Origin of the sequence: Spirilliplanes yamanashiensis, assembly GCF_016863475.1 — a bacterium.
Taxonomy (GTDB): domain Bacteria; phylum Actinomycetota; class Actinomycetes; order Mycobacteriales; family Micromonosporaceae; genus Spirilliplanes; species Spirilliplanes yamanashiensis.
This window is the reverse complement of sequence record NZ_BOOY01000008.1, coordinates 236,361-258,474: the sequence shown is the minus strand read 5'-3', so window position 1 is coordinate 258,474 and position 22,114 is coordinate 236,361. Positions and strand designations below refer to the sequence as shown.

Genomic DNA, 22,114 nt, shown 5'->3' with positions numbered 1-22,114 from the left:
GCGCTGGGGCTCAAGCGCCGCGCCCGGCGCATGGCGCGGGCGCTGGCCGAGGCCCACCCGGACGCGCACTGCGAACTCGACCACAAGGACGCTTTGCAGCTCACCGTGGCCACCGTGCTGAGCGCGCAGACCACCGACAAGAAGGTCAACGAGGTCACGCCGATCCTCTTCGCGCGCTACCCGACCGCCGCCGACCTGGCGGGGGCCGACCGCGAGGAGATGGAGGCCATCCTCAAGCCCACCGGCTTCTTCCGCGCCAAGACGGCCTCGGTGATGAAGCTCGGGCAGGCGATCGTCGAGCGGTTCGGCGGCGAGGTGCCGCGCACCATGGCCGAGCTGGTGTCGCTGCCCGGCGTCGGGCGCAAGACCGCCAACGTCATCCTCGGCAACGCGTTCGGGGTGCCCGGGCTGACCGTCGACACCCACTTCCAGCGGCTCGTGCAGCGCTTCCGGTGGACCGCCGAGACCGACCCGGTGAAGATCGAGAACGTCGTCGCCGAGCTGGTGGAGAAGCGCGACTGGACGATGTTCTCGCACCGGATCATCTTCCACGGCCGCCGGGTCTGCCACGCCAAGAAGCCCGCCTGCGGCGCCTGCACGCTGGCGCGCCTGTGCCCGTCGTACGGGCTCGGCCCCACCGAGGCGGCCCCCGCGGCGAAGCTGCTCAAGGGCCCGCGCGCCCGCGACCTCGCCGCGGCCGCCGGCGTCGACCCCGACCTGGTGCCGGCCGCCGCCGTCGCCGCCCCGGACGTGCCATGAGGCGTGGGCTGCCGCTCGCCGCGCTGCTGCTGACCTCGGCGGCGGCCGGGTGCGCCGCGCCCGACCCCGGCCCGCCCGCCACGCCGAACCCGTTCGCCGGGTGCGCCGCCGTCGCCCCGGGCGGCGGGGTGGCGCCCGCCGAGCCGCTGCCCGACCTCACCCTCGACTGCTACGCCGGCGGCACCGTCAAGCTCGCGGACGTCCGCGGCCCCGCCCTGGTCAACGTGTGGAACACCGGCTGCGCGCCGTGCCGGGAGGAGATGCCCGCGCTGCAGCGCCTCGCCGACCGCACCGCCGGGCGGCTGCACGTCCTCGGCGTCGTCACCGGCGACACCCGGCCGCGCGCGCAGTCGTTCGGCACCGACGTCGGCGTCGGCTACCCCAACGTCGACGACCCCGGCCAGCGGCTGATGGCGGCCCTCGGCAAGATCGGCATCCCGCTCACCGTGCTGGTCGACGCCACCGGCTCCGTCGCGCACGTCCACAACGGCACCGCGCTCACCGACGCGGACCTCGCCGAGCTGGTCGACACCCACCTCGGCGTGGCGGTGCCCGCGTGACCGCCCTGCCCGGCTGGTTCCAGCCGCTGCTCGACCGCGCCGCCGCGTCCCGCACCGAGGACTTCACCCGCCTCGCCACGCCCGCCGAGGGCGGCCGCGACTCCGCCGTGCTCGTGCTGCTCGGCGAGGGGCCCGCCGGCCCCGACGTGCTGGTCCTGCAGCGCGCCGCCCGGATGCGCCAGCACGCCGGGCAGCCGGCGTTCCCCGGCGGCGCCGCCGACCCGGGCGACGCCGACGCGGCCGCCACCGCCCTGCGCGAGGCGAACGAGGAGGTCGGGCTCGACCCGGCCAGCGTCACCGTCGTCGCCCAGCTGCCCCGGCTGTGGATCCCGGTCAGCCGGTACGTCGTCACGCCGGTGCTGGCCTGGTGGCACTCCCCGCACGAGGTGTGGCCGTGCCAGCCCGAGGAGGTGGCGCACGTCGCCCGGCTGCCGGTCGCCGAGCTGGTCGACCCCGCCAACCGCGTCCGGGTACGCCACCCCAGCGGCTGGATCGGCCCCGCCTTCGACATGCCCGGCATGCTCGTCTGGGGGTTCACCGGCGGCGTGCTGTCGGCCGTGCTCGACATGGGCGGCTGGTCGCGCCCGTGGGGTCCGGGCCGCCTCGTCGACCTGCCCGCGGTGGACGCCACGCCGGTGCCGTCCGCGTCGGGTTCAGCTTCGGCGGAGGACGGCCGATGATCAGTCCGGGGTCGTGGCCCAACACTTCTACGCTGAGCGAGTGCCCGTGGTCGATGGAATCCTGATCCTGCTCATGCTGGTCTTCGCGATCAGCGGTTACCGGCAGGGTTTCGTCATCGGGGCGCTGTCGTTCGGCGGCTTCTTCAGCGGCGCGCTCATCGGCCTGCAGGTCGGCCCGCTGATCGCCCGCAACTTCGACGACGGCGTGGTGCGCATCGTCGTGTCGCTCATCGCCGTGTTCGCCCTCGCCGTCCTCGGCCAGACCCTGGCCGGCTGGCTCGGCACCCGGCTGCGCCGCGGCATCACCAGCCCGTCCGGCCAGCGCGCCGACGACCTGGGCGGGGCGGTCGTCTCCCTGGTCGCCGTGCTGCTCGTGGCGTGGCTGGTCGCGGTGCCGCTCGGCTCGTCGTCCGTGCCGTGGCTCAACCGGGAGGTCCGCAGCAGCGCCCTGCTCGGCGGCATCGACCGGCTCATGCCCGCCCAGGCGCAGGCGCTGTCCGGCGCGCTGCGCGACACCCTCGACCCCAACGACTTCCCCGACGTGTTCGGCGGGCTCGCTCGCACCCAGGCCCGCGAGGTCGAGCCGCCGGACCCGGCGCTGGCCCGGTCGCAGGTCGTGCAGCAGGCCCGCCGCTCGGTCGTCAAGGTGCTCGGCACCGCGCCGAGCTGCTCGCGCCGCATCGAGGGCTCCGGCTTCGTGTACGCCGCCGAGCGGATCATGACCAACGCGCACGTCGTCGCCGGCACCAAGGAGATCGTCGTCGAGGTGGGCGACGAGCGCCGCGACGGCGAGGTCGTCGTGTACGACCCCGACCGCGACCTGGCCGTCATCCACGTGCCCGGCCTACAGGCGCCCGCCATGGACTGGGCCCCGGCCCAGGCCCGCACCAACGCCAACGCGATCGTGCTCGGCTTCCCGCTCGACGGCCCGTACAACGCCCAGTCCGCCCGCATCCGCGACGTCAGCCGCATCACCGGCCCCGACATCTACGAGTCGGGCGACGTCACCCGGGAGATCTACACGATCCGGGCGCTGGTGCGCAGCGGCAACTCGGGCGGCCCGCTGGTGGCCCCGAACGGCGACGTCCTCGGCGTGATCTTCGCGGCGGCGGCCGACGACCGGAACACCGGCTTCGCGGTGACGGTCGAGGAGGCCGCCGGCACGGCCCGGCTGGGGCTGGAGCGCACCCGCGGCGTGAAGACCGGCGACTGCGCCTGACCCGGGTCAGCCGAGGCGGCCGACGCGGCGGACCGTGAACGCGGCCGCCGCGGCCGAGACGACGAACAGCGTCGCCGCGCCCCACCACATGCCGCCCTCGCTCTCGTCCTCGGCGGCCGCGCGGGTGGCGACCGGGCGCCACGCCGTGCCGCTGCCCGGGGCGTTGCCGCCCGCCGGCCGGCCCGCCGCCGTGTCGGTGCCGGTGCCCGGCGCCGCGCCGAACCGGGCCACGCCCGGCGACGGCGTGGTGTCCAGCGGGTTCTGCCGCACGGTGGCGACCTGCGTGGTCAGCGCGGCGACCGGGTCGACCATGCCGTAGCCGAACGACTCGTCGCGGCCCGCCGGGCCCATGTCCTGCGCGCTGGTGATGATGCGGTTGACGACGTCGGCCGCGCTCATCTGCGGCCAGCGGGCGCGGATCAGCGCCGCCGTGGCGGACACCATCGGCGCGGCGAAGCTGGTGCCCTGCACGCGCCAGTAGTCGCTCGGGCCCGGCCGGGCGCCGACGAGCTGGGTGGCGGGCGCGGACACCACCGTCTGCCGGCCGCTGATGCTGCCGGACCACAGCGCGTCGCGGTCGCGCTCCAGGCCCGCGACCGCGATGACGCCGGGCTCGCGGGCCGGGTACCACACCTCGCTGGGCTCGGTGCTGCCCGAGTTGCCGGTGCAGGCCACCACGACCACGTCCTTGGCGAACGCGTAGTCGAGGGCGGCCGCCAGCGACGCGCTGCTGCCCGTGCCGCCGAGCGACAGGTTGATGACCTGGGCGCCGCTGTCGACGGCCCAGCGGACCGCCTTCGCCACGATCAGGGCGTCGTCGTACTTGTTCTCCTTGTCGAGCACCCGCACCGGCAGGATCTTCGCCTTCGGCGCGATGCCGACCACGCCCGCGTCGTCGTCGGCGCGGCCCGCGATGAGGGCGGCGACGGTGGTGCCGTGGCCGACCGGGTCGGTGCGGCCGTCGCCCGAGTCGGCGACCAGGTCGAGGCCCGCCAGCACCTGGCCCTTCAGGTCGGCGTGCCCGCCGTCGACGCCGGAGTCGATCACCGCGACGGTGACGCCCGCGCCGGTGGACAGCTTCCAGGCCGCGTCGATGTCGAGCGCCTTCAGCTGCCACTGCTCGTCGCGCACCGGGTCGCCGGACAGCGGCGGGGCGGTGAGCGGGCCGGCGGCCGAGCCGCCCGCCGGCGCGCCCGCGGGCACCGGGGCCACACCCAGCGCGAGCAGGGCGAACGACGCCGCGACGAAGCGCCGGGCGGCCCCCGGTCTCCGGGGCTGCTCAGCCGGCGTTGCGCTCGATGCTGCACTCACGTGGACGACATGGCCATTCTCACCCGGGCGGACGGTCGATGGAGGGAGGTTACTCCGATCGGTGCCCACGCAGCAGAGCTTCCCCGCGCGGAAATCTCACAGGGTCGGCGGCGGCTGGTGGGCGACCTGGATCAGTCGTACCCCCTCGCGCCGGGTGACCAACCGCCCGCGGCCCGGCGGCAGCGGCGCGGGTTTCGCCGGGCCGACGAGCGCGCCCTCGTTCGGGTCGCCCGCCATCACCAGGCCCGGCGTGGACAGCTCGCGCAGGCGCTGGATGAACGGCTCGTACGCGGCCCGCGACGCGCCGCCCGCCCGGCGCGCGAGCACCAGGTGCAGGCCGATGTCGCGGGCGTGCGGGATGTACTCCAGCAGCGGCTGCAGCGGGTTCGTGGTGCCGCCGGTGACCAGGTCGTAGTCGTCGACCAGCACGAACAGCTCCGGGCCCTCCCACCACGAGCGGTCGCGCAGCTGCTCCGGCGTGATGTCGGACTTCGGCAGCCGGTTCTCCATGTAGCCGGCCACCGACTGCATCAGCTCCAGCGCCTCGGCGGCCTGGGTGACGTAGCGCATCCGGTTCGGCGAGTCGGTGTCGAAGAGACTACGGCGGTAGTCGACGATGATCATGCGGCACCGGTCGGGCTCGAAGCGCCGGCTGATCGTCGTCGCGATCGACCGCAGCACCGACGACTTGCCGCACTCCGAGTCGCCGAACAGCAGGAAGTGCGGCTCCGCGGCGAAGTCCAGCGACACCTGGGCCATGTTGTGCTCGGCCAGGCCGATCGGGAACACCAGGCCGGAGGTCGCCGACAGGTCCAGCGCCGAGTACGGGAACTCCGCCGGCAGCAGCCGCACCTGCGGGGCGCCCGGCCCCTGCCAGGCCGCCGCGCACGCCTTCACCAGGTCGGCGGACTCGCCGAGCGACGCCACCTCCGGCTTCACGGCCAGGATGTGCAGGGCGTCGTCCTTGCCGTTGGGCGTGATGCCGCGGCCCGGGGTGTTCTCCGGCACGGTCTGCGACAGCTTGCGCGGCACGATCGAGTCGGACGGGTCGCCCAGGCGCAGCTCCAGCCGCGAGCCGAACAGGTCGCGGATCGCGGGCCGGAAGTCCATCCAGCGCGAGGCGCCCGCGATGACGTGGATGCCGTACGACAGGCCCCGGGTGGCCAGGTCGGTCACGACCGGCTCCAGGTCGTCGTAGTCCTTGCGCAGCGTCGCCCAGCCGTCGATGACGAGGAACACGTCGCCGTACGGGTCGTCCAGCTGCTGACCCATCCCGGCCGCCGCCGCCCGGCGCTTGCGGTACGCCGCCATGCTCTCGATGCCGTGGTCGGCGAAGCGCTGCTCGCGCGCGTTCAGCAGGGTCATCACCTCGCCGATCGTGCGGCGCACCGACGCCCCGTCGAGCCGGCCCGCGACGCCGCCGACGTGCGGCAGCTCCCGCACCGCGTTCAGCGCGCCGCCGCCGAAGTCCAGGCAGTAGATCTGCACCTCGCGCGGCGTGTGGGTGAGCGCCAGCCCGCTGATGATGGTGCGGATCGACGTCGACTTGCCCGACTGCGGGCCGCCCACCACGGCGACGTGCCCGGCCGCCCCGCCCAGCTGGAACCACATCACGTCGCGGCGCTGCTCGGCCGGCTTGTCGATGAGCGCCACCGGCACCTGCAGCGCGCCGTGCAGCTCCGGGTTCGCGAACGCCAGGCCGCGCGCCGGGTCGACCGTCACCGGGCCGAGCAGCTCGTCCAGGGCGGGCGACGTCACCAGCGGCGGCAGCCACACCTGGTGCGCGGGCGGGCCCTGCCCGGCCAGCCGGTCCACCATGACGTCCAGCAGCGAGCGGCCGCCCGCCGCCTGCACCTGCGGCGCCGGCTTCTTCGCCGGCTCGACGATCGCCTGGTGGTGCGTCGTGTACGCCAGCACCCGCGGCTCGTCGCGCTCGCCGTCGAAGCCCGCCCCGCCGCGCCCGGCCGCCCGGAACGACCCCGACACGTACGCCGCCTTGAACCGGTTGAGCGCCTCCGTGCCGAACTTCAGGTAGCCGTGGCCCGGCGACGACGGCAGCTCGTACGCGTCCGGCACGCCCAGCACCGCCCGCGACTCCAGCGCCGAGAACGTCTTCAGGCCGATCCGGTACGACAGGTGCGTGTCGAGGCCGCGCAGCCGCCCCTCCTCCAGCCGCTGCGACGCCAGCAGCAGGTGCACGCCCAGCGACCGGCCCAGCCGGCCGATCGACACGAACAGGTCGATGAAGTCCGGCTTCGCGGTGAGCAGCTCCGAGAACTCGTCGCAGATGATCAGCAGCGACGGCAGCGGGGCGAGCGGGGCGCCGCCCGCCCGGGCCTTCTCGTAGTCGCGCAGGCTGGCGTAGTTGCCCGCCTTGCGCAGCACCTCCTGGCGGCGGGTCATTTCGCCCTCGATCGCGTCCACCATGCGGTCGACCAGCGGCAGTTCGTCCTTCAGGTTCGTGATGACCGCGGCCGTGTGCGGCAGCCGGTCCAGCGACGAGAACGTCGCGCCGCCCTTGAAGTCGATCAGGACGAAGTTCAGCGTCTCCGACGAGTGCGTGGCCGCCAGCGCCAGCACCAGCGTGCGCAGCAGCTCCGACTTGCCCGAACCCGTCGCGCCGATCAGCAGGCCGTGCGGGCCCATGCCGTCCTGCGCCGACTCCTTCAGGTCCAGTTCGATCGGGGAGCCGTCGGCGGCGATGCCGATCGGCACCCGCAGCCGGTCCCGGTTCGGCCGCGGCGCCCAGCCCTGCTGCACGTTGAAGCCCTCGGGGTCGGCGATGCCGAGCAGCTCCGCCAGCCCCATGTCGGTGGCCAGCGGCGCGTCCGACGACGTGGACCGCGCCGCCAGCCGCAGCGGCGCCAGCCGGCGGGCGATGCCCTCCGCCTCCGCGATCGTCAGCCGGTCCGCGGTGCCCACCGTGGCCTCGTGCTCCATCGCGTACGTGTTGAGCGCCCGCTGCCTGCCGGCCACCTCCAGCACCAGCATGCTGCGGTCCAGCATCCGCGGCGGCCGGGCGTCCAGGTCCAGCACCGTCACGCCGTCCAGGCCGTCGTCGAGCTGCGTCGCGCCCTCCAGGTGCGCGCCGTCCAGCACGATGACGACGTGCGGGCCGTCGAGCTGGCCGGTGCCCGCCCCGAACCGGCGGCGGTTGCCGATCACGTCCTCGACGATGCGTTCCAGCTCCTCGCCCGCGCTGGCCACCAGCCGCACCGGGCCCAGCGCGTCCATCCTGGACGGATGCTGCGCGTGCGGCAGCCACTTCGTCCACTCCCACAGCTCCCGCCGGTCCGGGCCCGCGCACACCGCGACGAGCAGGTCGTCCGGCGCGTGGAACGTCGCCAGCTGCACCAGCATCGCGCGGGTCAGGGCCCGCGCGTCCGCGTCGGCGCCGTGGCCGCCGCCGCGCAGGAACACCGTCGCGAACGCCCGCAGCGACACCGCCACCGGCAGGTCCGGCACCACCGAGTACGCGTCCAGGAAACGCCGCAGCGCCCCCGCCGTCATCGGCTCCAGGTCCTCCAGCGGCCGCGTCTGCGGCGGGATCAGCGGCGTCGCCAGCATCTGCGGCCCCACCGCCACCCGCACCACCCCGAAGTCCGGGTCGGCGGCGCGGCGCTCCCACAGCCGGTGGCTGTTCGCCGTCGACCACAGCTGCGCCGGGTCGGGGTGCCGGTAGAACAGCCCCGAGCGCTGCCGGTCGGCCGTCTGCCGCACCCGGCGGCGCAGGCTCGCCAGGTGGCGCAGGTACTCGCGGCGGGCCGCCATCATCTCGGTCTTCTTCGGCGAACCGCTCGACGAGAACGACGTCGCCAGCATCGCCAGCGACGAGATGCCGAACAGGCCACCCACCACATAGGAGTACGCGCGGGTGCCGCCGCCGCTGCCCTGGCCGCCCATCATCATCGCCATCGCGACCGAGCCGCCCAGCATCGGCAGCACCATCAGCAGTTGCTGCCAGCGGGCGCCCGTGGCCTGCGGGATCTCCGGCGGAGCCTCCACAGTGATCTCGCCGGTCGGGATCTCCGGCTCGGGCCGCCGCGCCGACCGCCGAACCACCACGGTGCTCATGCCTGCGACCGCCCCTTCGTCCCGTCCCCCGCGCCGCGGTCATCCTAGGTAAAGTGCCCGACGTTCCGCAGTCCCCTGTGCACGGAGGTACGTCGATGAGCGCCGGGCTCGCACGCGTCACCATCAGCGCGCCGCAGCGCCGCGTCGACGTCGCCCTGCCCGAGCACGTCCCGCTCGTCGAGCTGCTGCCCGAGGTCCTCAAGCACGCCGGCGAGGGCCTCGCCGACGACGGCGAGAAGCACGGCGGCTGGTTGCTGCGCCGCGTCGACGGCGCCGTCCTCGCCATCGCCCAGGGCCTGTTCCCGCAGGGTGTGCGCGACGGCGAGGTGCTGCACCTCGTGCCCGCCCGGCAGGCCTGGCCCGAACTCGAGTACGACGACGTCGTCGAGGCCATCGCCGACGGCGCCCGCCGCCGCGGCGCCGCCTGGACCGCCGCGTCCACCCGGGCCGCCACCCTCACCGCCGGCGGCGTGCTGCTCGGCGTCGGCGCCCTCGTCATCCTGCTCGGCGGCCCCCGCGACGGCGCCGCGTGGGTGGCGCTCGGCGTCGCACTGCTGCTCACCGTCGCCGGGGTCGGCGCCTCCCGGGCGTACGGGGACGGCCTGGCCGGCGCCGCCCTCGCCGGGTTCGGCCTGCCCTACGCGTTCCTCGGCGGCGCCGCCCTCGTCGCCACCGGCGACCGCACCGGCCCGCTGCCCCTCGCCGGCTGGATCGCCGAACCCGAACTGCTCGCCGGCAGCGTGTTCACCCTCGTCCTGGCCCTGCTCGGGGCCGTCGGAGTCGCCGCGTCCGTCCGGGTCTTCGCCGCCGGCGGCTTCGCCGGGCTGCTCGGCGCCCTCACCGCGCTCGCCGCCTACCTGCCCGGCGTGTCCGCCCCCGGCGCCGCCGCGATCCTCGTCGCCGTCCTCGTGTGCGGCATCGGCGCGCTGCCCCTGCTGGCCATCCGGTTCGGCAAGGTCCCCATGCCGCCCGTCGCCCTGCCCACCGGCGAGGACGCCACCCGCGGCTTCACCGCCGCCGGCTCCGGCGCCCTCGACGCCGCCCGCGAACGCCCCGACCGCACCCGCGTCTTCGCCGCCGTCGCCCGCACCGAGGAACTGCTCACCGGCATGCTCATCGGGCACGCCGTCCTCGCGTCCTGCGCGTTCCTGGTGCTCGCCGGCGACGGCTGGGGCCAGATCCTCACCGCCGTCGCCGCCGCCGCGCTGCTGCTGCGCTCCCGGCTGTTCGTCACCGTCCGCCAGCGCGTACCCATGATCACCGCCGGCCTGCTCGGCCTCGGCGCCCTCGCGCTCGCCGTCGCCGGCGGCGGCACCGTCCTGCTGTGGACCGGCGTCGTCCTCGTCCTCGCCGTGCTCACCGTCGTCGGCGGCGCCACCTACTCCCAGCGCCCGCCGTCGCCGTACCTCGGCCGCGCCGCCGACCTGCTCGACACCCTCATCGTCATCTCCGTCGTGCCCGTCGCCTGCGCCGTGCTCGACCTCTACGACAAAGTGAGCGGCCTGGCCGGATAGGCCAGACCGCTCAGGTGGTGCACACGATCAGTGGTGGTCGCCGCCCTCGGCCTCGAGCTTCTGCTGCCGCTCGAACGACGCCCGGATCTCCTCCTCGGCCTCGACCCGGCCCGTCCACAGCGCGCCCTCGACCGACTTGCCCGGCTCCAGGTCCTTGTAGACGGTGAAGAAGTGCTGGATCTCCATCCGGTCGAACTCGCCCAGGTGGTGGATGTCGCGCAGGTGCTCCTGCCGCGGGTCCTCCGCCGGGACGCACAGGACCTTGTCGTCGCGGCCCTTCTCGTCCGTCATCCGGTACATGCCGATGGCCCGCGCCCGCACCAGGCACCCCGGGAACGTCGGCTCCTGGATCAGCACCAGCGCGTCGAGCGGGTCACCGTCCTGACCGAGCGTCCCCTCGATGTACCCGTAGTCCGCCGGGTACTGCGTGGCGGTGAAGAGGGTCCTGTCGAGCCGGATCCGGCCGGTCTTGTGATCGACCTCGTACTTGTTCCGCTGACCCTTCGGGATCTCGACCAGAACGTCGAAGTCCATCTGCCACTCCCTCTGTCCGTCCCACGCCGTCCCACTGCCCGATCCCCGCGCAGGGAATTGCCGGACGCGACTAGTCTCCTCTAAGTCTGCGGCCGCGTACGAGGAGGGCCCGGTGGGGAGGCAAGATTCACATCACGGTTCGGAGGGTGACGGCGTGTCCGAAACCGCATCCGAAGCCGTGAGCGGTAAGCCCGCCCCCGAGCCTAAGCCCGGCACGGCAGCACCGCAGCATGAACCGGCCGTTGCGCCGTCCGACGCACAACCGGCCCCCGCACAGCCCACTGTCCCACCGCCGGGTGACGAGCCCACGACACCTGTAGTCCTGAGCGACCCGGACACGGAGCCGACTGCTCAGCTCGTGCTGCCGTCCGCCGGTGAGCCCGTTCCGGCGCCGGAGGGTGGGGCGACGACGGAGCCTGCTGCCGAGGAGCCGCCTGCCGCGGAGCCGGCGGCCGAGGTCCCGCCCGCCGCGGATCCGGCGGCCGAGGTCGGGCCTGCCCAGGAGACGGCGGCCGAGGCCGCCCCGCCGGTCGAGCAGGCGGCCGAGGCTGGGTCCACCCACACGCCTGCGGCTGACGTTCGGCCTGGCGGGGCGCCGCCGGCCGAGGTCTCGACTGCGGCGCGAGCTCCGCAGTCTGTGCCGGAGCCGGCCTCCAAGCCGGAGGCGGCACCGGATGCGGCGCCCGAGACGGGGAAGCCCGCCGCCGAGTCGGCCGCGCAGGTTCCGTCGGAGCCGGCGCCCTCCCCGCCTGCGCCCTCCGCGCCTGCGCCCTCCGCGCCTGCGCCCTCCGCTCCCTCCGCGACGGAGGCCGAGCAGGCCACGGACAGCCCCACGGTTGTGGAGACCGCCCAGGTCCGCGCGACCCCGGCCACCTCCGACACCGCGCAGGCCGGGAAGGCCCCGGAGAAGCGGCCCACGGCCGATGCCGACGAGCCGACCGCCCGGATCGACCCCCGGCCGGAGCAGGCGGAACCGCCCGCGCCGCCGCAACCCGACCGGCCCGCAGGGCCGAGTGCCGGCCCGCGGCCGAGCGGTGACCGTCCGCCCAAGATCGACCAGATCACCTTCGTCTCGTCGAGCGGCGGGCAGCCGGTCCCCGATCACCCGGCGCCGAAGGCCCCGGACCAGCCCGCCGCGGCCGAGCCGCCGGCCGCTGAAGCCGAGGCCGCCCCGCCCGCGAGCGGTGCGGCTCCCGCGGCCTCGGGTCCGCCGGCCCCGCCGCGGTGGACCCCACCGCCGTGGGCGAGTCAGCCGACTGCCCCGCCGACCGCAGCCGGCCCCACCCCGTCGGCCCCGGCGTGGCAGGGCGGCGGGTCCCCGGGCGCGCGACGTGGTCCGGCGGAGGAGGAGCCCACCGCCGCGATCCACCCGCCGCGCCGGCAGCCCGCCCCGCAGGACGAGCCCACCGCCGCCATCCCCGCGCCGACCCGTGGGGAGCAGCCGCCGCCGGCCCCGACGCGCGGGTCGGCCCAGGTCACACCGCCCAGAACCGGCCAGCAGGCGGCCGGTCGCGCTTCCGTGAGTGGCCCGCCGGCCGCGCCCGTGGCGGGCCCGCCGGCCGCCGGTCGCGCCCCGGCGGCGTACCCGGAGCGCACCCAGGCCCGGCCCGCCGACCAGCCGCCGGCCGCCGGCCGCGCCTCCGCGGCGATGCCGCCCGCGGCGGGCCGCGCGACGCCGCCGGCCGCCGGGAGGGCCCGGCCCACCGCGCCCGCGCCGGTCGGGGACGACGAGCCGCCGACGCAGGTGCTCGGGTGGCCGGTGCGGCGTGTGCCGGCGGCGGCCGGCCGGGCGCAGGTCAGTCCGGCGCCGGGCGGGTTGCCGCCGCGGGCCGCGCCGCAGCATTTCCCGGCGCCCGCGGAGGTGGAGCCGGCGAAGCCGGCGCGCGGGAGGCGTACCCGGGCGGTGGCTCTGCTTGTCGCCCTGGTCGTGCTGATGGTGGGGGCCGGCCTGGTGCTGGTCGTGCGGCCGGGGCCGGTGGACCGGTGGCTGGCCGGGCCGGAGCCGGCGCCGACCACGCCGCCGCCCGCGCCGGATCCGGTGCCGCCGCCGGTGCTGGCGGCCGTGGCCGCGGACGGGGCGGGGCCGGACGCGGCCGGGGTGTCGGCGGCCGTGGGCGGGTTGATCCGGGCGAGCGGGCTCGGTGGGCGGATGAACGTGTCGATCGTCGACGTGGCGTCGGGGCAGCCGCTGTACGTGACGAACGAGGACGACCTGACCGTGCCGGCGTCCACGACGAAGCTGGTGACTGCCGCGGCGGTGCTGGCGAGCCGCGGGGCGGCGTACCGCATCCCGACGCGGGTGGTGGCGGGCGCGCGGCCGGGCGAGGTCGTGATCGTGGGCGGCGGGGATCCGACGCTGGGGGCGGGCAGCCGCAGCGCGTACCCGGGGGTGGCCCGGCTGGACCGGCTCGCGGCGCAGGTGAAGAAGGCGCTGGGGGACACGCGGCCGACGAAGGTCGTGGTGGACGGGTCGCTGTTCAGCGGGCCGGTGCTCGGGCCGGGCTGGGACCCGGACGTGGTCAGCCCGGGCGGGTACGCGGCGCCGATCACCGCGCTGATGGTGGACGGCGGGCGGCGCGAGCCGAAGCTGAGCGGGCACGGCGACGCGCGGGACGCGCAGCCGGACCTGGCGGCGGGCGCCGATTTCGCCCGGCTGCTGGGGTTGTCCGGGGCGTCGCGGGGCACCGCGCCGGAGCCGGCGGTGACGGAGCCGTCGGCGCTGGCCACGGCGGACGGCGACGGGACGGCGGCGGCGCCGCTGGCGCCGGGCACCGAGCTGGGCCGGGTGGACTCGCCGCCGATGGTGCGGCTGGTCGAGTGGATGCTGGAGGCCAGCGACAACGTGATCGCCGAGGCGCTGGCCCGGCAGGTGGCGCTGGCGCAGGGCGAGGAGGCGTCGTTCGCGGGGGCGCAGGCGGCGATGGACGAGGTCGTGGCGGCGCTGGGGCTGAACGCGGCGGAGTCGGAGCTGCGCGACGGCAGCGGCCTGTCGCGGCTGAACGAGGTGTCGCCGTCGCTGCTGACGGACGTGCTGGCGCTGTCGGCGGGCGGGTCGCGCCCGGAGCTGGCGGAGCTGTTCGCGGGGCTGCCGGTGGCGGGCTGGTCGGGCACGCTGGCGGACCGGTTCGTGACGGCGCAGCGCAACGCGGCCGGGCAGGGCGCGGTGCGGGCCAAGACGGGCACGCTGAACGGGGTCAGCTCGCTGTCGGGGGTGGTGGCGACGCAGAGCGGGCACCTGCTCGCGTTCGCGATCATGGCGGACGGGGTCACGGCGGGCACGGAGAAGGCGCGCCGGGTGCTCGACGGGATCGTCGCGGCGCTGGTGGCCTGCGGCTGCCGAACGTAAGGCCGTACGTGAGAAGGAGAACGGGCGGGTTGTGACCCCGCGGGTACGGTGGGGCCATGGCGCAGTTCGTGGATTGGGACCTGGCCGCCGCCACCGCGGGGGCGCTGGGTAAGACCGGGCCCGCGGTGAGCTACGAGGAGGCCACCGACGTGGTGGCCGATCTGCGGCGGTTGACCGAGGAGGCCGCGGGGCACGTCGCGGACTACACGGGGCTGCGCGCGCAGGTGGAGCACCCGCCGGTGCGGGTGGTGGACCGCCGCGACTGGGCGGCGTCGAACATCGCCGGGCTGCGTGAGGTGATCACCCCGCTGGTCAACCGGCTGACGGGCGACAAGCCGCCGAACCCGATCACCGACGCGATCGGCTCGCGGGTGACCGGTGTGCAGGCGGGCACGGTGCTGGCGTACATGTCGGGGCGGGTCCTCGGCCAGTACGAGGTGTTCTCGAAGGAGCCGGGCGAGCTGCTGCTGGTGGCCCCGAACATCGTCGAGGTGGAGCGCAAGCTGGGCGCCGACCCGCACGACTTCCGGCTGTGGGTGGCGCTGCACGAGGTCACGCACCGCACCCAGTTCACGGCGGTGCCGTGGATGCGCGGGCACTTCCTGGGCGAGGTGCAGTCGTTCGTCGACGCGTCGCAGGCGGGCGGGGACAACATCGTCGACCGGTTGCGCCGGGGCGTGGGCGCTCTCGCCGAGGCGGTGCGCGACCCGGAGAGCCGCACGTCGGTGCTGGACCTGGTGCAGACGCCGGCGCAGAAGGCGGTGCTGGACCGGCTGACGGCGCTGATGACGCTGCTGGAGGGCCACGCCGAGTTCGTGATGGACGGCGTGGGCCCCACGGTGATCCCGACGGTGGAGCAGATCCGGGCCCGGTTCAACCGCCGCCGGGAGAGCGGCAACCCGCTGGAGAAGGCGGTGCGCCGGATCCTCGGGATCGAGGTCAAGATGCGTCAGTACGCGGAGGGGCGCAAGTTCGTGCACGGCGTGGTGGAGCGCGTCGGCATGGACGGCTTCAACAAGATCTTCAGCTCGCCGCTGACCCTGCCCCGGCTCGACGAGATCGGCGACCCGGACGCCTGGGTGGCGCGCGTGCACGGGCCGGCGATCACCGGGGCATGACCTCCCTCCCGCCCGCGGTGGCGGCGGTGCGGCTGGCCGTGCGGGAGGCGCTGCGGGCGGCGCCGCCGGGCCCGGTCCTGGTGGCGTGCTCGGGCGGGGCGGACTCGCTGGCGCTGGCCGCGGCGGCCGCGTTCACCGGCCCCCGGTCGGGCCGCGCGGTGGGGCTGGTGACGGTCGACCACGGGCTGCAGCCGGGGTCGGCGGCGCGGGCGGCCGCTGTGGCCGCCTGGGGCGCCACGGTGGGGCTGGCGCCGGCCGAGGCGGTCGCGGTGCGGGTGGCCGGGCGTCCGGGCGGGCCGGAGGCGGCGGCCCGGGAGGCCCGCTACGAGGCCCTGGTGGCGGCCGCGCACCGGCACGGCGCCGCCGCGGTGCTGCTGGGCCACACCCGCGACGACCAGGCGGAGACGGTGCTGCTGGCGCTGGCCCGCGGGGCGGGCCCGCGCGGCCTGGCCGGCATGCCGGCGCGCCGCGACCTCGACGGGGTCGCCCTGCTGCGGCCGCTGCTGGCCGTGGGCCGGGCGGACACCCGCGCGGCGTGCGCGGCGGAGGGCCTGTCGCCCTGGGAGGACCCGCACAACCACGATCCCGGGTACGCGCGGGCGCGGGTGCGCGCCTCCGCCCTGCCGGCGCTGGTGGCGGCCCTGGGCCCGGCGGTGGTGGACAACCTGGCCCGCACGGCGCGGATGCTGGCCGAGGACGCGGCGACGCTGGACCGGCTGGCCGCGGCGGCCCTGGCGGCCAGCCGCGACGGCGACGGGCTGTCGGTGCCGGCGCTGCGCGACCTGGACGCGGCGGTGCGCACCCGGGTGCTGCACGCCTGGTGCCGGGAGCTGGGCGCGGCCGGGGCGGCGCTGTCGCACCGGCACGTGGCGGCGCTGGACGCCCTCGTCACCGACTGGCACGGGCAGGGCACGGCGTCGCTGCCGGGCGGCCTCGGCGTCGCCCGCCGCGGTGACGCGCTGCGCCCGGCGCTGTGACGGTTCTCACCGGCGCCGCCGCGGCAACGGGGTCAGCAGGGCGGTTCCGCCGCAATTCGCGCGTACGGACGTGCCGTGACCGACGCCCCGTGCGGCGTACTCCGGCGCGCATGGGGCAGGCTAGGCGGCATGGCTGAGGGCTCCTGGTACGACGCCGACATCGACCGCGTGATCATCACCGAGGAACAGATCCGCGAGAAGACCGCGGAGCTGGCCAAGCAGGTGTCGGCCGACCACGCGGACAGCACGGGCGGCCTCCTGCTGGTCTGCGTGCTCAAGGGCGCCGTGATGTTCATGGCGGACTTCGCGCGGGCGCTGGGCCGCTACGGCCCGCCCACCGAGATGGAGTTCATGGCGGTCTCGTCGTACGGGCAGGGCACGACGTCGTCGGGCGTGGTGCGCATCCTCAAGGACCTGGACCGCGACATCGCCGGCAAGCACGTGATCGTGGTGGAGGACATCGTCGACTCCGGGCTGACGCTGTCCTGGCTGCTGAAGTACCTGGAGTCGCGGTCGGCGGCGAGCGTCGAGGTGGTGGCGCTGTTCCGCAAGCCCGACGCGGTGAAGGTGCACGTGCCGGTGAAGTACGTGGGCTTCGAGATCCCCAGCGAGTTCGTGGTGGGCTACGGGCTGGACTACTCCGAGCGGTACCGCGAGCTGCCGTACGTGGGCGTGTTGAAGAAGGACGTGTACGCCCGTAGCTGAAAGCTGAGAGTCCCCTGAGTCCTCGGCGTCCTGTTTTGCCCGCTCGGTAGGCATTGGCGGCGCACGGACGGGTAGTGGTGGCCGTGTGCACCAACGGGCTCACGGCGGTGGCCGGGGCACTCACGGTGTACGGTCGAAAGTCCGAGAGACCCAGCTTGCCGATCAGGAGGTCCGGGCGCCCCGGCGCTCGTCAACAGCATGGAACGTACGCGTTTCTTCCGCCGCCCGGTGGTCTGGATCATCCTGGTGATCATCGGTGCGATCGCGCTCAGCACCCTGTTCACCAACGGCCCGAGCTACCACCGGGTCGACACCTCCGTGGCGCTGGACCGGCTCAATCAGCCCGGCATCAAGGTCGCCCTCGTCAAGGACAAGGAGCAGACGCTCCAGCTCGACCTCGCCCAGCGCGAGAAGTTCGGTGACACCACCACCGACCGGATCGAGACCCAGTACCCGTACGAGGTCACCCGCGACGTGTGGGCCGCGGTGCAGCAGGCCAAGGGCGCAGGCCGGGTCACCGACAACTACAACAGCACGGTGTCCGGCGACAGCATCCTGCTCTCGCTGCTGGTCAACCTGCTGCCCATCGCGATCCTCGTCATCCTGCTGCTGCTGTTCATGTCGCAGATGCAGGGCGGCGGTTCCCGGGTGCTCAACTTCGGCAAGTCCAAGGCGAAGATGATCACCAAGGACACGCCGAAGACGACGTTCGCCGACGTGGCCGGGGCCGACGAGGCCGTGCAGGAGCTGCACGAGATCAAGGACTTCCTGCAGAACCCGGCGAAGTACCAGGCGCTCGGCGCCAAGATCCCGAAGGGCGTGCTGCTGTTCGGCCCGCCCGGCACCGGTAAGACGCTGCTGGCCCGCGCGGTCGCCGGCGAGGCCGGGGTGCCGTTCTACACGATCTCGGGTTCGGACTTCGTCGAGATGTTCGTCGGTGTCGGCGCGAGCCGCGTCCGCGACCTGTTCGAGCAGGCCAAGTCGAACGCGCCCGCCATCGTCTTCGTCGACGAGATCGACGCCGTCGGCCGCCACCGCGGCGCCGGCATGGGCGGCGGCCACGACGAGCGCGAGCAGACGCTCAACCAGCTGCTCGTCGAGATGGACGGCTTCGACACCAAGGGCGGCGTCATCCTCATCGCCGCCACGAACCGCCCCGACATCCTCGACCCGGCGCTGCTGCGCCCGGGCCGCTTCGACCGGCAGATCGCCGTGGACGCCCCCGACATGGAGGGCCGCAAGGCCATCCTGCGGGTGCACGCCAAGGGCAAGCCGTTCGCGCCGGACGTCGACCTCGACTCGGTGGCCCGCCGCACGCCCGGCTTCTCGGGCGCCGACCTGGCCAACGTCATCAACGAGGCCGCGCTGCTGACGGCCCGCAACGAGAAGCGGGCGATCAGCAACGAGTTCCTCGAGGAGTCGATCGACCGGGTCATCGCCGGCCCGGAGCGCAAGACCCGCGCGATGAGCGACCACGAGAAGAAGATCACCGCGTACCACGAGGGCGGCCACGCGCTGGTGGCGTACGCGCTGCCGCACTCGGCGCCCGTGCACAAGGTGACGATCCTGCCGCGCGGCCGCTCCCTGGGGCACACCCTGGTGCTGCCGACGGAGGACAAGTACACGCAGACCCGCGCCGAGATGATCGACACCCTGGCGTACGCGCTGGGCGGCCGGGCGGCCGAGGAGCTCGTCTTCCACGAGCCCACCACGGGCGCCGGCAACGACATCGAGAAGGCGACGGGCCTGGCCCGGGCCATGGTCACCCAGTACGGCATGAGCTCGAAGCTGGGCGCCGTCAAGTACGGCACCAGCGGCGACGAGCCGTTCCTGGGCCGCACGATGGGCCACGAGAAGGACTACTCCGACTCGGTCGCCGCCGAGATCGACTCCGAGGTGCGGGCGCTCATCGAGCTGGCGCACGACGAGGCGTGGGAGATCCTGGTCGAGTACCGCGACGTCCTCGACGCGATGGTGCTGGAGCTGATGGAGAAGGAGACCCTCTCCCAGGCCGACATGCAGCGCATCGCCGAGCGCGTGCAGAAGCGCCCGCCGATGGCGCCGTTCAACGGCTTCGGCAAGCGCCTGCCGTCCGACGCCCCGCCGGTGCTGACGCCCGCGGAGAAGGACAAGCTCAAGGCGCAGGCGCAGGCCGACGGTCAGATCGCCGTGGGCGGTGGCAACTCCGCCAACGGCGCGTCCGAGGGCTCCAACTGAGCACGAACGCCGCCACGGGCTCGGCCGGGGACGCGTCCTCGACCGAGCCCGACGGCAACGGCGACCTCGACTACCTCGCCGCGCGCCTGGTCGACGGCAAGTTGAACGGCACGCCCGTCGAGGACGCCGTCGACCTGCCCCGCATCGAGGCGGCCGTCCGCGAGATCCTGCTGGCCGTCGGCGAGGACCCGGACCGCGACGGCCTGCAGCGCACCCCGGCCCGGGTGGCCCGCGCGTACGCGGAGCTGTTCGCGGGCCTGCGCGTCGACCCGGCGCAGGTGCTCACCACCACGTTCGAGGCCAACCACGAGGAACTGGTCCTGGTGCGCGACATCGAGGTCATGAGCCTCTGCGAGCACCACCTGCTGCCGTTCCGCGGGGTTGCCCACATCGGCTACATCCCGGGCTCGCACGGCCGCATCACCGGCCTGTCGAAGCTGGCCCGCCTCGTCGAGGTGTTCGCCCGCCGCCCGCAGGTGCAGGAGCGGCTCACGTCGCAGATCGCCGACCTGCTCATGGACCGGCTCGACCCGCGCGGCGCCATCGTCGTGCTGGAGTGCGAGCACATGTGCATGGAGATGCGCGGCATCCGCAAGGCGGGCGCCCGCACGGTCACCTCCGCGGTGCGGGGCGCGTTCCAGAGCGACGGCAAGGTCCGCGCCGAGGCGATGAGCCTCATCATCCGTGGAGGGTGACGGGCGTCACTGGCTCGGCTGAAACCGGGGCCGCTGTGCACGCGTGTTGAGGGCACGTCGACGCCGAGTCGACGGCACCGAGGACCGCGACGCTCAAGGAGTGGACGATGCGCACAGCGAAGTTGATCACGGGGGCGGCCCTCATCGCCTGCACCGGCATGATCGGGTACTCCCTGATGGGGCAGGCCGCCGCCGCTGAGCGCGCCGCCGGGACGACCGGGACCGCGGTTCCTGCAGCCGCTCCCGCCGACGCGGCGGCGCACAAGGCCGGCAAGCCGAAGCCCAGGCCGAGCAAGACCACGACCACCAGGCCCAAGCCGAAGCCCACCAGGACCGTGGACGCGGACGACCCGCTGTCCGGCAAGGTGCGGGTCGGCATCATCCGGGTGCAGGCGTTCGAGGGCGCGATCGCCGTGCTGCCCGACGGCAGCCTGGGCGAGATCGACGGCACCGAGGGCCGCGAGAACTTCGTCCTCGCCCCGACACGCAACGGCACGTTCCTGATCAAGACGCTGCAGAGGGACGTCACCGCCGAGCCGGACTGCTGGCGCCTGCACAACCCGGACAACGGACAGCCGCTGCGCGTCCGCGCGGCTGCCTGTGACGCTGCCGACCGCAACCAGCGGTTCACGATCCGCGAGATCAGCCCCGACGTGTACGCCATCAGCATCTTCGACGCATACTTGCAGGCCTCGCCGACGCGCGGCCTGATCCTCGAGGAGCTGGGCGACGCGCCGCTGACCACCACGTTCACGCTGGTCGTCCGGGGTGCGGCCCCGGTCCTGGACTGACACACACGACTGAGGAACCCTCCGCATCCATGCAGAGCAGCGACGAGTTCGACGCGTTCTACGCCGCGTCCTCGCGCCGGGTCCTGGGCCAGGTGTACGCCATGGTCGGTAACAGGGCCGAGGCCGAGGACGCGGTGGCGGAGGCGTACGTCCGCGCGTGGCACCGGTGGTCCTCCGTGCGGGAGGCCGACAGTCCCGAGGCGTGGGTGCGCCGGGTCGCGTACCGGATCGCGGTCAGTGCGTGGCGCAAGGCGGTCAACCGCCTCCGCGCGCACCACCGGGACGCCGCCGAGGAACACGTCGAGGCGGTCGGCCCCGACCACGTGGCGATCGTGACGGCCCTGCGGCGCATCCCCGTGGACCAGCGCCGGGTCGTCGTCCTGCACCACCTGACGGGCCTGAGCGTCGCGGAGATCGCGGCGGAGGTCGGCGCGTCACCGAATACCGTGAAGACTTGGCTCGCCCGCGGCCGGCGCGCCATGGCGGAACACCTGGCCGACGAGGCTGACACGCTGACGGGAAGGAGGAGCGATCATGGCTGACCGGGACCTCGACGATGCGCTCCACTCGCTCGCCGGCGACATCCACCGCACCGGGCGCGTCGCGCCCGCTGCCGACATCCGGCGTCGCGGCGACCGGCGGCGGCGCCGCCACACCATCGGCGCCTACGCGGCCGGGGTGGTCGCGATCGGCGTCGTCGCGACCGGCATCGCCGTCGCCCAGCCCGACGCCCAGCGGCCGCCCAGTCTGCCGGCCGGGCCGACCACCGCGCCGCCCGCATCCGTGGCGCCGCCCACCACCCCGCCGGTGACGCCCAGCGCGAATCCGTCGCGGCCGTCCACGGCGCCGACGTCCGCGCGGCCGACACAGAACCGCACCACGCCCGCCGGTGACAGCACGCCGGACAACCCGATCCTCGCCGGGGACCGCCGGGTCGCCGTCGTGCGGGTCAAGGCGTTCGAGGGCGGCGTCGCCCTGTCCGACGACGGCGCGCTGGTCGAGACCGACGACGACAGCGGCAGCCAGTCGTTCGTGCTGGTGCCCCTCGACGACGGCACCCACCTGATCCAGACCACCGACCGGCGGGAGAACAACGAGCGGGCCTGCTGGAAAGCGAAGAACAACGGCGTCGACCCGCTCAGCGTGGCCGCGGCGGCGTGCCGCACCGACGACGCGGCGCAGCAGTTCACGGTCCGTGCCGCCGGCGACGCCTGGACGATCGAGAACCGGTCGGCGTACCTGCGGTACTCGCCGGCGCGCGGCCTGATCCTCGAGGAGGCAGGCGACGGTCCGGAGCCGGACACGTTCTACCTGGTCGACAACGGACCCGCGCCGAACTGACGGTCAGACCACCGACCGGTACGTCTCCGCGCTGTCCGACGCGCTGCGGATCAGCGTCATCGCCTCGTCCAGCCGGTCCTTCGCCTGCTCCAGCTGCGCGATCGCGGTGATCGCCGACGGGTGCGCCGAGCCGATCGCGGTGAGCCGCAGCCGGTTCAGCGCCTCGTCCAGCTGGTCGGTGACCTGCTGGATGCCGACGACGGCCCGGCCGGCCTGCTCGACCGACGCGGCCACGTGCACCTTGACCTCTTCGACGCTGCTCACGGGCGGTTG

18 protein-coding genes are annotated in these 22,114 nt (G+C 74.7%); 14 read left to right on the top strand and 4 right to left on the bottom strand.

The window, feature by feature from the left end; genetic code table 11:
* The first annotated feature begins 30 nt into the window (after positions 1–30).
* The 4 genes from nth to Sya03_RS08115 are packed head-to-tail and all read left to right on the top strand — an operon-like array spanning position 31 to position 3,218.
* On the top strand, positions 31–759 hold the full coding sequence (gene nth, locus Sya03_RS08130; protein WP_203937661.1) for an endonuclease III: 729 nt from the start codon (positions 31–33) through the stop codon (positions 757–759).
* Positions 756–1,319 (top strand): TlpA family protein disulfide reductase, encoded by a 564-nt coding sequence (locus Sya03_RS08125; protein WP_203937567.1) that lies wholly within the window; start codon positions 756–758, stop codon positions 1,317–1,319. The genes nth and Sya03_RS08125 overlap by 4 nt, the downstream gene beginning before the upstream one ends.
* The gene (locus Sya03_RS08120; RefSeq protein ID WP_203937566.1) at positions 1,316–1,999 is read left to right on the top strand and encodes an NUDIX hydrolase; all 684 of its coding nucleotides are present in this window, start codon (positions 1,316–1,318) and stop codon (positions 1,997–1,999) included. Before Sya03_RS08125 ends, Sya03_RS08120 begins: the two co-directional genes overlap by 4 nt.
* Positions 2,000–2,039: 40 nt before the next feature.
* Entirely contained in the window at positions 2,040–3,218 is a 1,179-nt protein-coding gene (locus Sya03_RS08115; protein ID WP_203937565.1) for a MarP family serine protease, read from the top strand.
* A 6-nt stretch (positions 3,219–3,224) separates the two neighbouring features.
* On the opposite strand, the gene mycP is transcribed toward Sya03_RS08115, so the two are convergent.
* Together mycP and eccCa are read right to left on the bottom strand one after the other, a co-directional pair.
* Positions 3,225–4,529 carry a type VII secretion-associated serine protease mycosin gene (mycP, locus tag Sya03_RS08110; RefSeq protein WP_239107198.1) on the bottom strand — a complete coding sequence of 435 codons (1,305 nt, stop codon included), beginning with the start codon at positions 4,527–4,529 and terminating at the stop codon, positions 3,225–3,227.
* Positions 4,530–4,625: 96 nt separating this feature from the next.
* Complete coding sequence (eccCa, locus tag Sya03_RS08105) at positions 4,626–8,603, bottom strand: type VII secretion protein EccCa (RefSeq protein ID WP_203937564.1); 3,978 nt, start codon at positions 8,601–8,603, stop codon at positions 4,626–4,628.
* A gap of 95 nt (positions 8,604–8,698) precedes the next feature.
* Here eccCa and eccD point away from each other — a divergent pair, with 95 nt between their 5' ends.
* A complete protein-coding gene (gene eccD / locus Sya03_RS08100) occupies positions 8,699–10,117 on the top strand; it encodes a type VII secretion integral membrane protein EccD (protein ID WP_203937563.1) in 1,419 nt (472 codons plus the stop codon).
* Between the two features lie 27 nt (positions 10,118–10,144).
* On the opposite strand, the gene Sya03_RS08095 is transcribed toward eccD, so the two are convergent.
* Positions 10,145–10,651, bottom strand: a complete 507-nt coding sequence (locus Sya03_RS08095) for an inorganic diphosphatase (RefSeq protein WP_203937562.1) — start codon at positions 10,649–10,651, stop codon at positions 10,145–10,147.
* 1,519 nt (positions 10,652–12,170) lie between these two features.
* Between Sya03_RS08095 and dacB the strand changes: the two genes are divergently transcribed.
* From dacB to Sya03_RS08050, 9 genes are all read left to right on the top strand, one after another.
* The gene (gene dacB / locus Sya03_RS08090; protein WP_239107197.1) at positions 12,171–13,997 is read left to right on the top strand and encodes a D-alanyl-D-alanine carboxypeptidase/D-alanyl-D-alanine endopeptidase; all 1,827 of its coding nucleotides are present in this window, start codon (positions 12,171–12,173) and stop codon (positions 13,995–13,997) included.
* 56 nt (positions 13,998–14,053) lie between these two features.
* Complete coding sequence (locus Sya03_RS08085; RefSeq protein WP_203937561.1) at positions 14,054–15,115, top strand: Rv3626c family coenzyme F420 biosynthesis-associated protein; 1,062 nt, start codon at positions 14,054–14,056, stop codon at positions 15,113–15,115.
* Positions 15,112–16,092 carry a tRNA lysidine(34) synthetase TilS gene (tilS, locus tag Sya03_RS08080; RefSeq protein WP_203937560.1) on the top strand — a complete coding sequence of 327 codons (981 nt, stop codon included), beginning with the start codon at positions 15,112–15,114 and terminating at the stop codon, positions 16,090–16,092. The genes Sya03_RS08085 and tilS overlap by 4 nt, the downstream gene beginning before the upstream one ends.
* 129 nt (positions 16,093–16,221) lie before the next feature.
* Positions 16,222–16,797, top strand: a complete 576-nt coding sequence (hpt, locus tag Sya03_RS08075) for a hypoxanthine phosphoribosyltransferase (protein ID WP_203937559.1) — start codon at positions 16,222–16,224, stop codon at positions 16,795–16,797.
* Between the two features lie 198 nt (positions 16,798–16,995).
* The gene (gene ftsH / locus Sya03_RS08070; RefSeq protein ID WP_203937558.1) at positions 16,996–19,014 is read left to right on the top strand and encodes an ATP-dependent zinc metalloprotease FtsH; all 2,019 of its coding nucleotides are present in this window, start codon (positions 16,996–16,998) and stop codon (positions 19,012–19,014) included.
* Positions 19,011–19,709 carry a GTP cyclohydrolase I FolE gene (folE, locus tag Sya03_RS08065; RefSeq protein ID WP_203937658.1) on the top strand — a complete coding sequence of 233 codons (699 nt, stop codon included), beginning with the start codon at positions 19,011–19,013 and terminating at the stop codon, positions 19,707–19,709. Before ftsH ends, folE begins: the two co-directional genes overlap by 4 nt.
* 107 nt (positions 19,710–19,816) lie before the next feature.
* A complete protein-coding gene (locus Sya03_RS08060) occupies positions 19,817–20,500 on the top strand; it encodes a hypothetical protein (RefSeq protein ID WP_203937557.1) in 684 nt (227 codons plus the stop codon).
* Positions 20,501–20,529: 29 nt separating this feature from the next.
* Positions 20,530–21,042 (top strand): SigE family RNA polymerase sigma factor, encoded by a 513-nt coding sequence (locus Sya03_RS08055; RefSeq protein ID WP_203937556.1) that lies wholly within the window; start codon positions 20,530–20,532, stop codon positions 21,040–21,042.
* A complete protein-coding gene (locus Sya03_RS08050; RefSeq protein WP_203937555.1) occupies positions 21,035–21,841 on the top strand; it encodes a superantigen-like protein SSL4 in 807 nt (268 codons plus the stop codon). The genes Sya03_RS08055 and Sya03_RS08050 overlap by 8 nt, the downstream gene beginning before the upstream one ends.
* 3 nt (positions 21,842–21,844) lie before the next feature.
* On the opposite strand, the gene Sya03_RS08045 is transcribed toward Sya03_RS08050, so the two are convergent.
* The gene (locus tag Sya03_RS08045) at positions 21,845–22,105 is read right to left on the bottom strand and encodes a hypothetical protein (RefSeq protein ID WP_203937554.1); all 261 of its coding nucleotides are present in this window, start codon (positions 22,103–22,105) and stop codon (positions 21,845–21,847) included.
* Positions 22,106–22,114: the final 9 nt, after the last annotated feature.

Bases quoted from the DNA above. Each gene is read 5' to 3' on its own strand.
- nth (WP_203937661.1), top strand. From the start codon at position 31: ATGGCGCGGGCGCTGGCCGAGGCCCACCCGGACGCGCACTGCGAACTC.
- Sya03_RS08125 (WP_203937567.1), top strand. From the start codon at position 756: ATGAGGCGTGGGCTGCCGCTCGCCGCGCTGCTGCTGACCTCGGCGGCG.
- eccCa (WP_203937564.1), bottom strand. From the start codon at position 8,603: ATGAGCACCGTGGTGGTTCGGCGGTCGGCGCGGCGGCCCGAGCCGGAG.
- eccD (WP_203937563.1), top strand. From the start codon at position 8,699: ATGAGCGCCGGGCTCGCACGCGTCACCATCAGCGCGCCGCAGCGCCGC.
- Sya03_RS08095 (WP_203937562.1), bottom strand. From the start codon at position 10,651: ATGGACTTCGACGTTCTGGTCGAGATCCCGAAGGGTCAGCGGAACAAG.
- Sya03_RS08085 (WP_203937561.1), top strand. From the start codon at position 14,054: ATGGCGCAGTTCGTGGATTGGGACCTGGCCGCCGCCACCGCGGGGGCG.
- tilS (WP_203937560.1), top strand. From the start codon at position 15,112: ATGACCTCCCTCCCGCCCGCGGTGGCGGCGGTGCGGCTGGCCGTGCGG.
- hpt (WP_203937559.1), top strand. From the start codon at position 16,222: ATGGCTGAGGGCTCCTGGTACGACGCCGACATCGACCGCGTGATCATC.
- ftsH (WP_203937558.1), top strand. From the start codon at position 16,996: ATGGAACGTACGCGTTTCTTCCGCCGCCCGGTGGTCTGGATCATCCTG.
- Sya03_RS08060 (WP_203937557.1), top strand. From the start codon at position 19,817: ATGCGCACAGCGAAGTTGATCACGGGGGCGGCCCTCATCGCCTGCACC.
- Sya03_RS08055 (WP_203937556.1), top strand. From the start codon at position 20,530: ATGCAGAGCAGCGACGAGTTCGACGCGTTCTACGCCGCGTCCTCGCGC.
- Sya03_RS08050 (WP_203937555.1), top strand. From the start codon at position 21,035: ATGGCTGACCGGGACCTCGACGATGCGCTCCACTCGCTCGCCGGCGAC.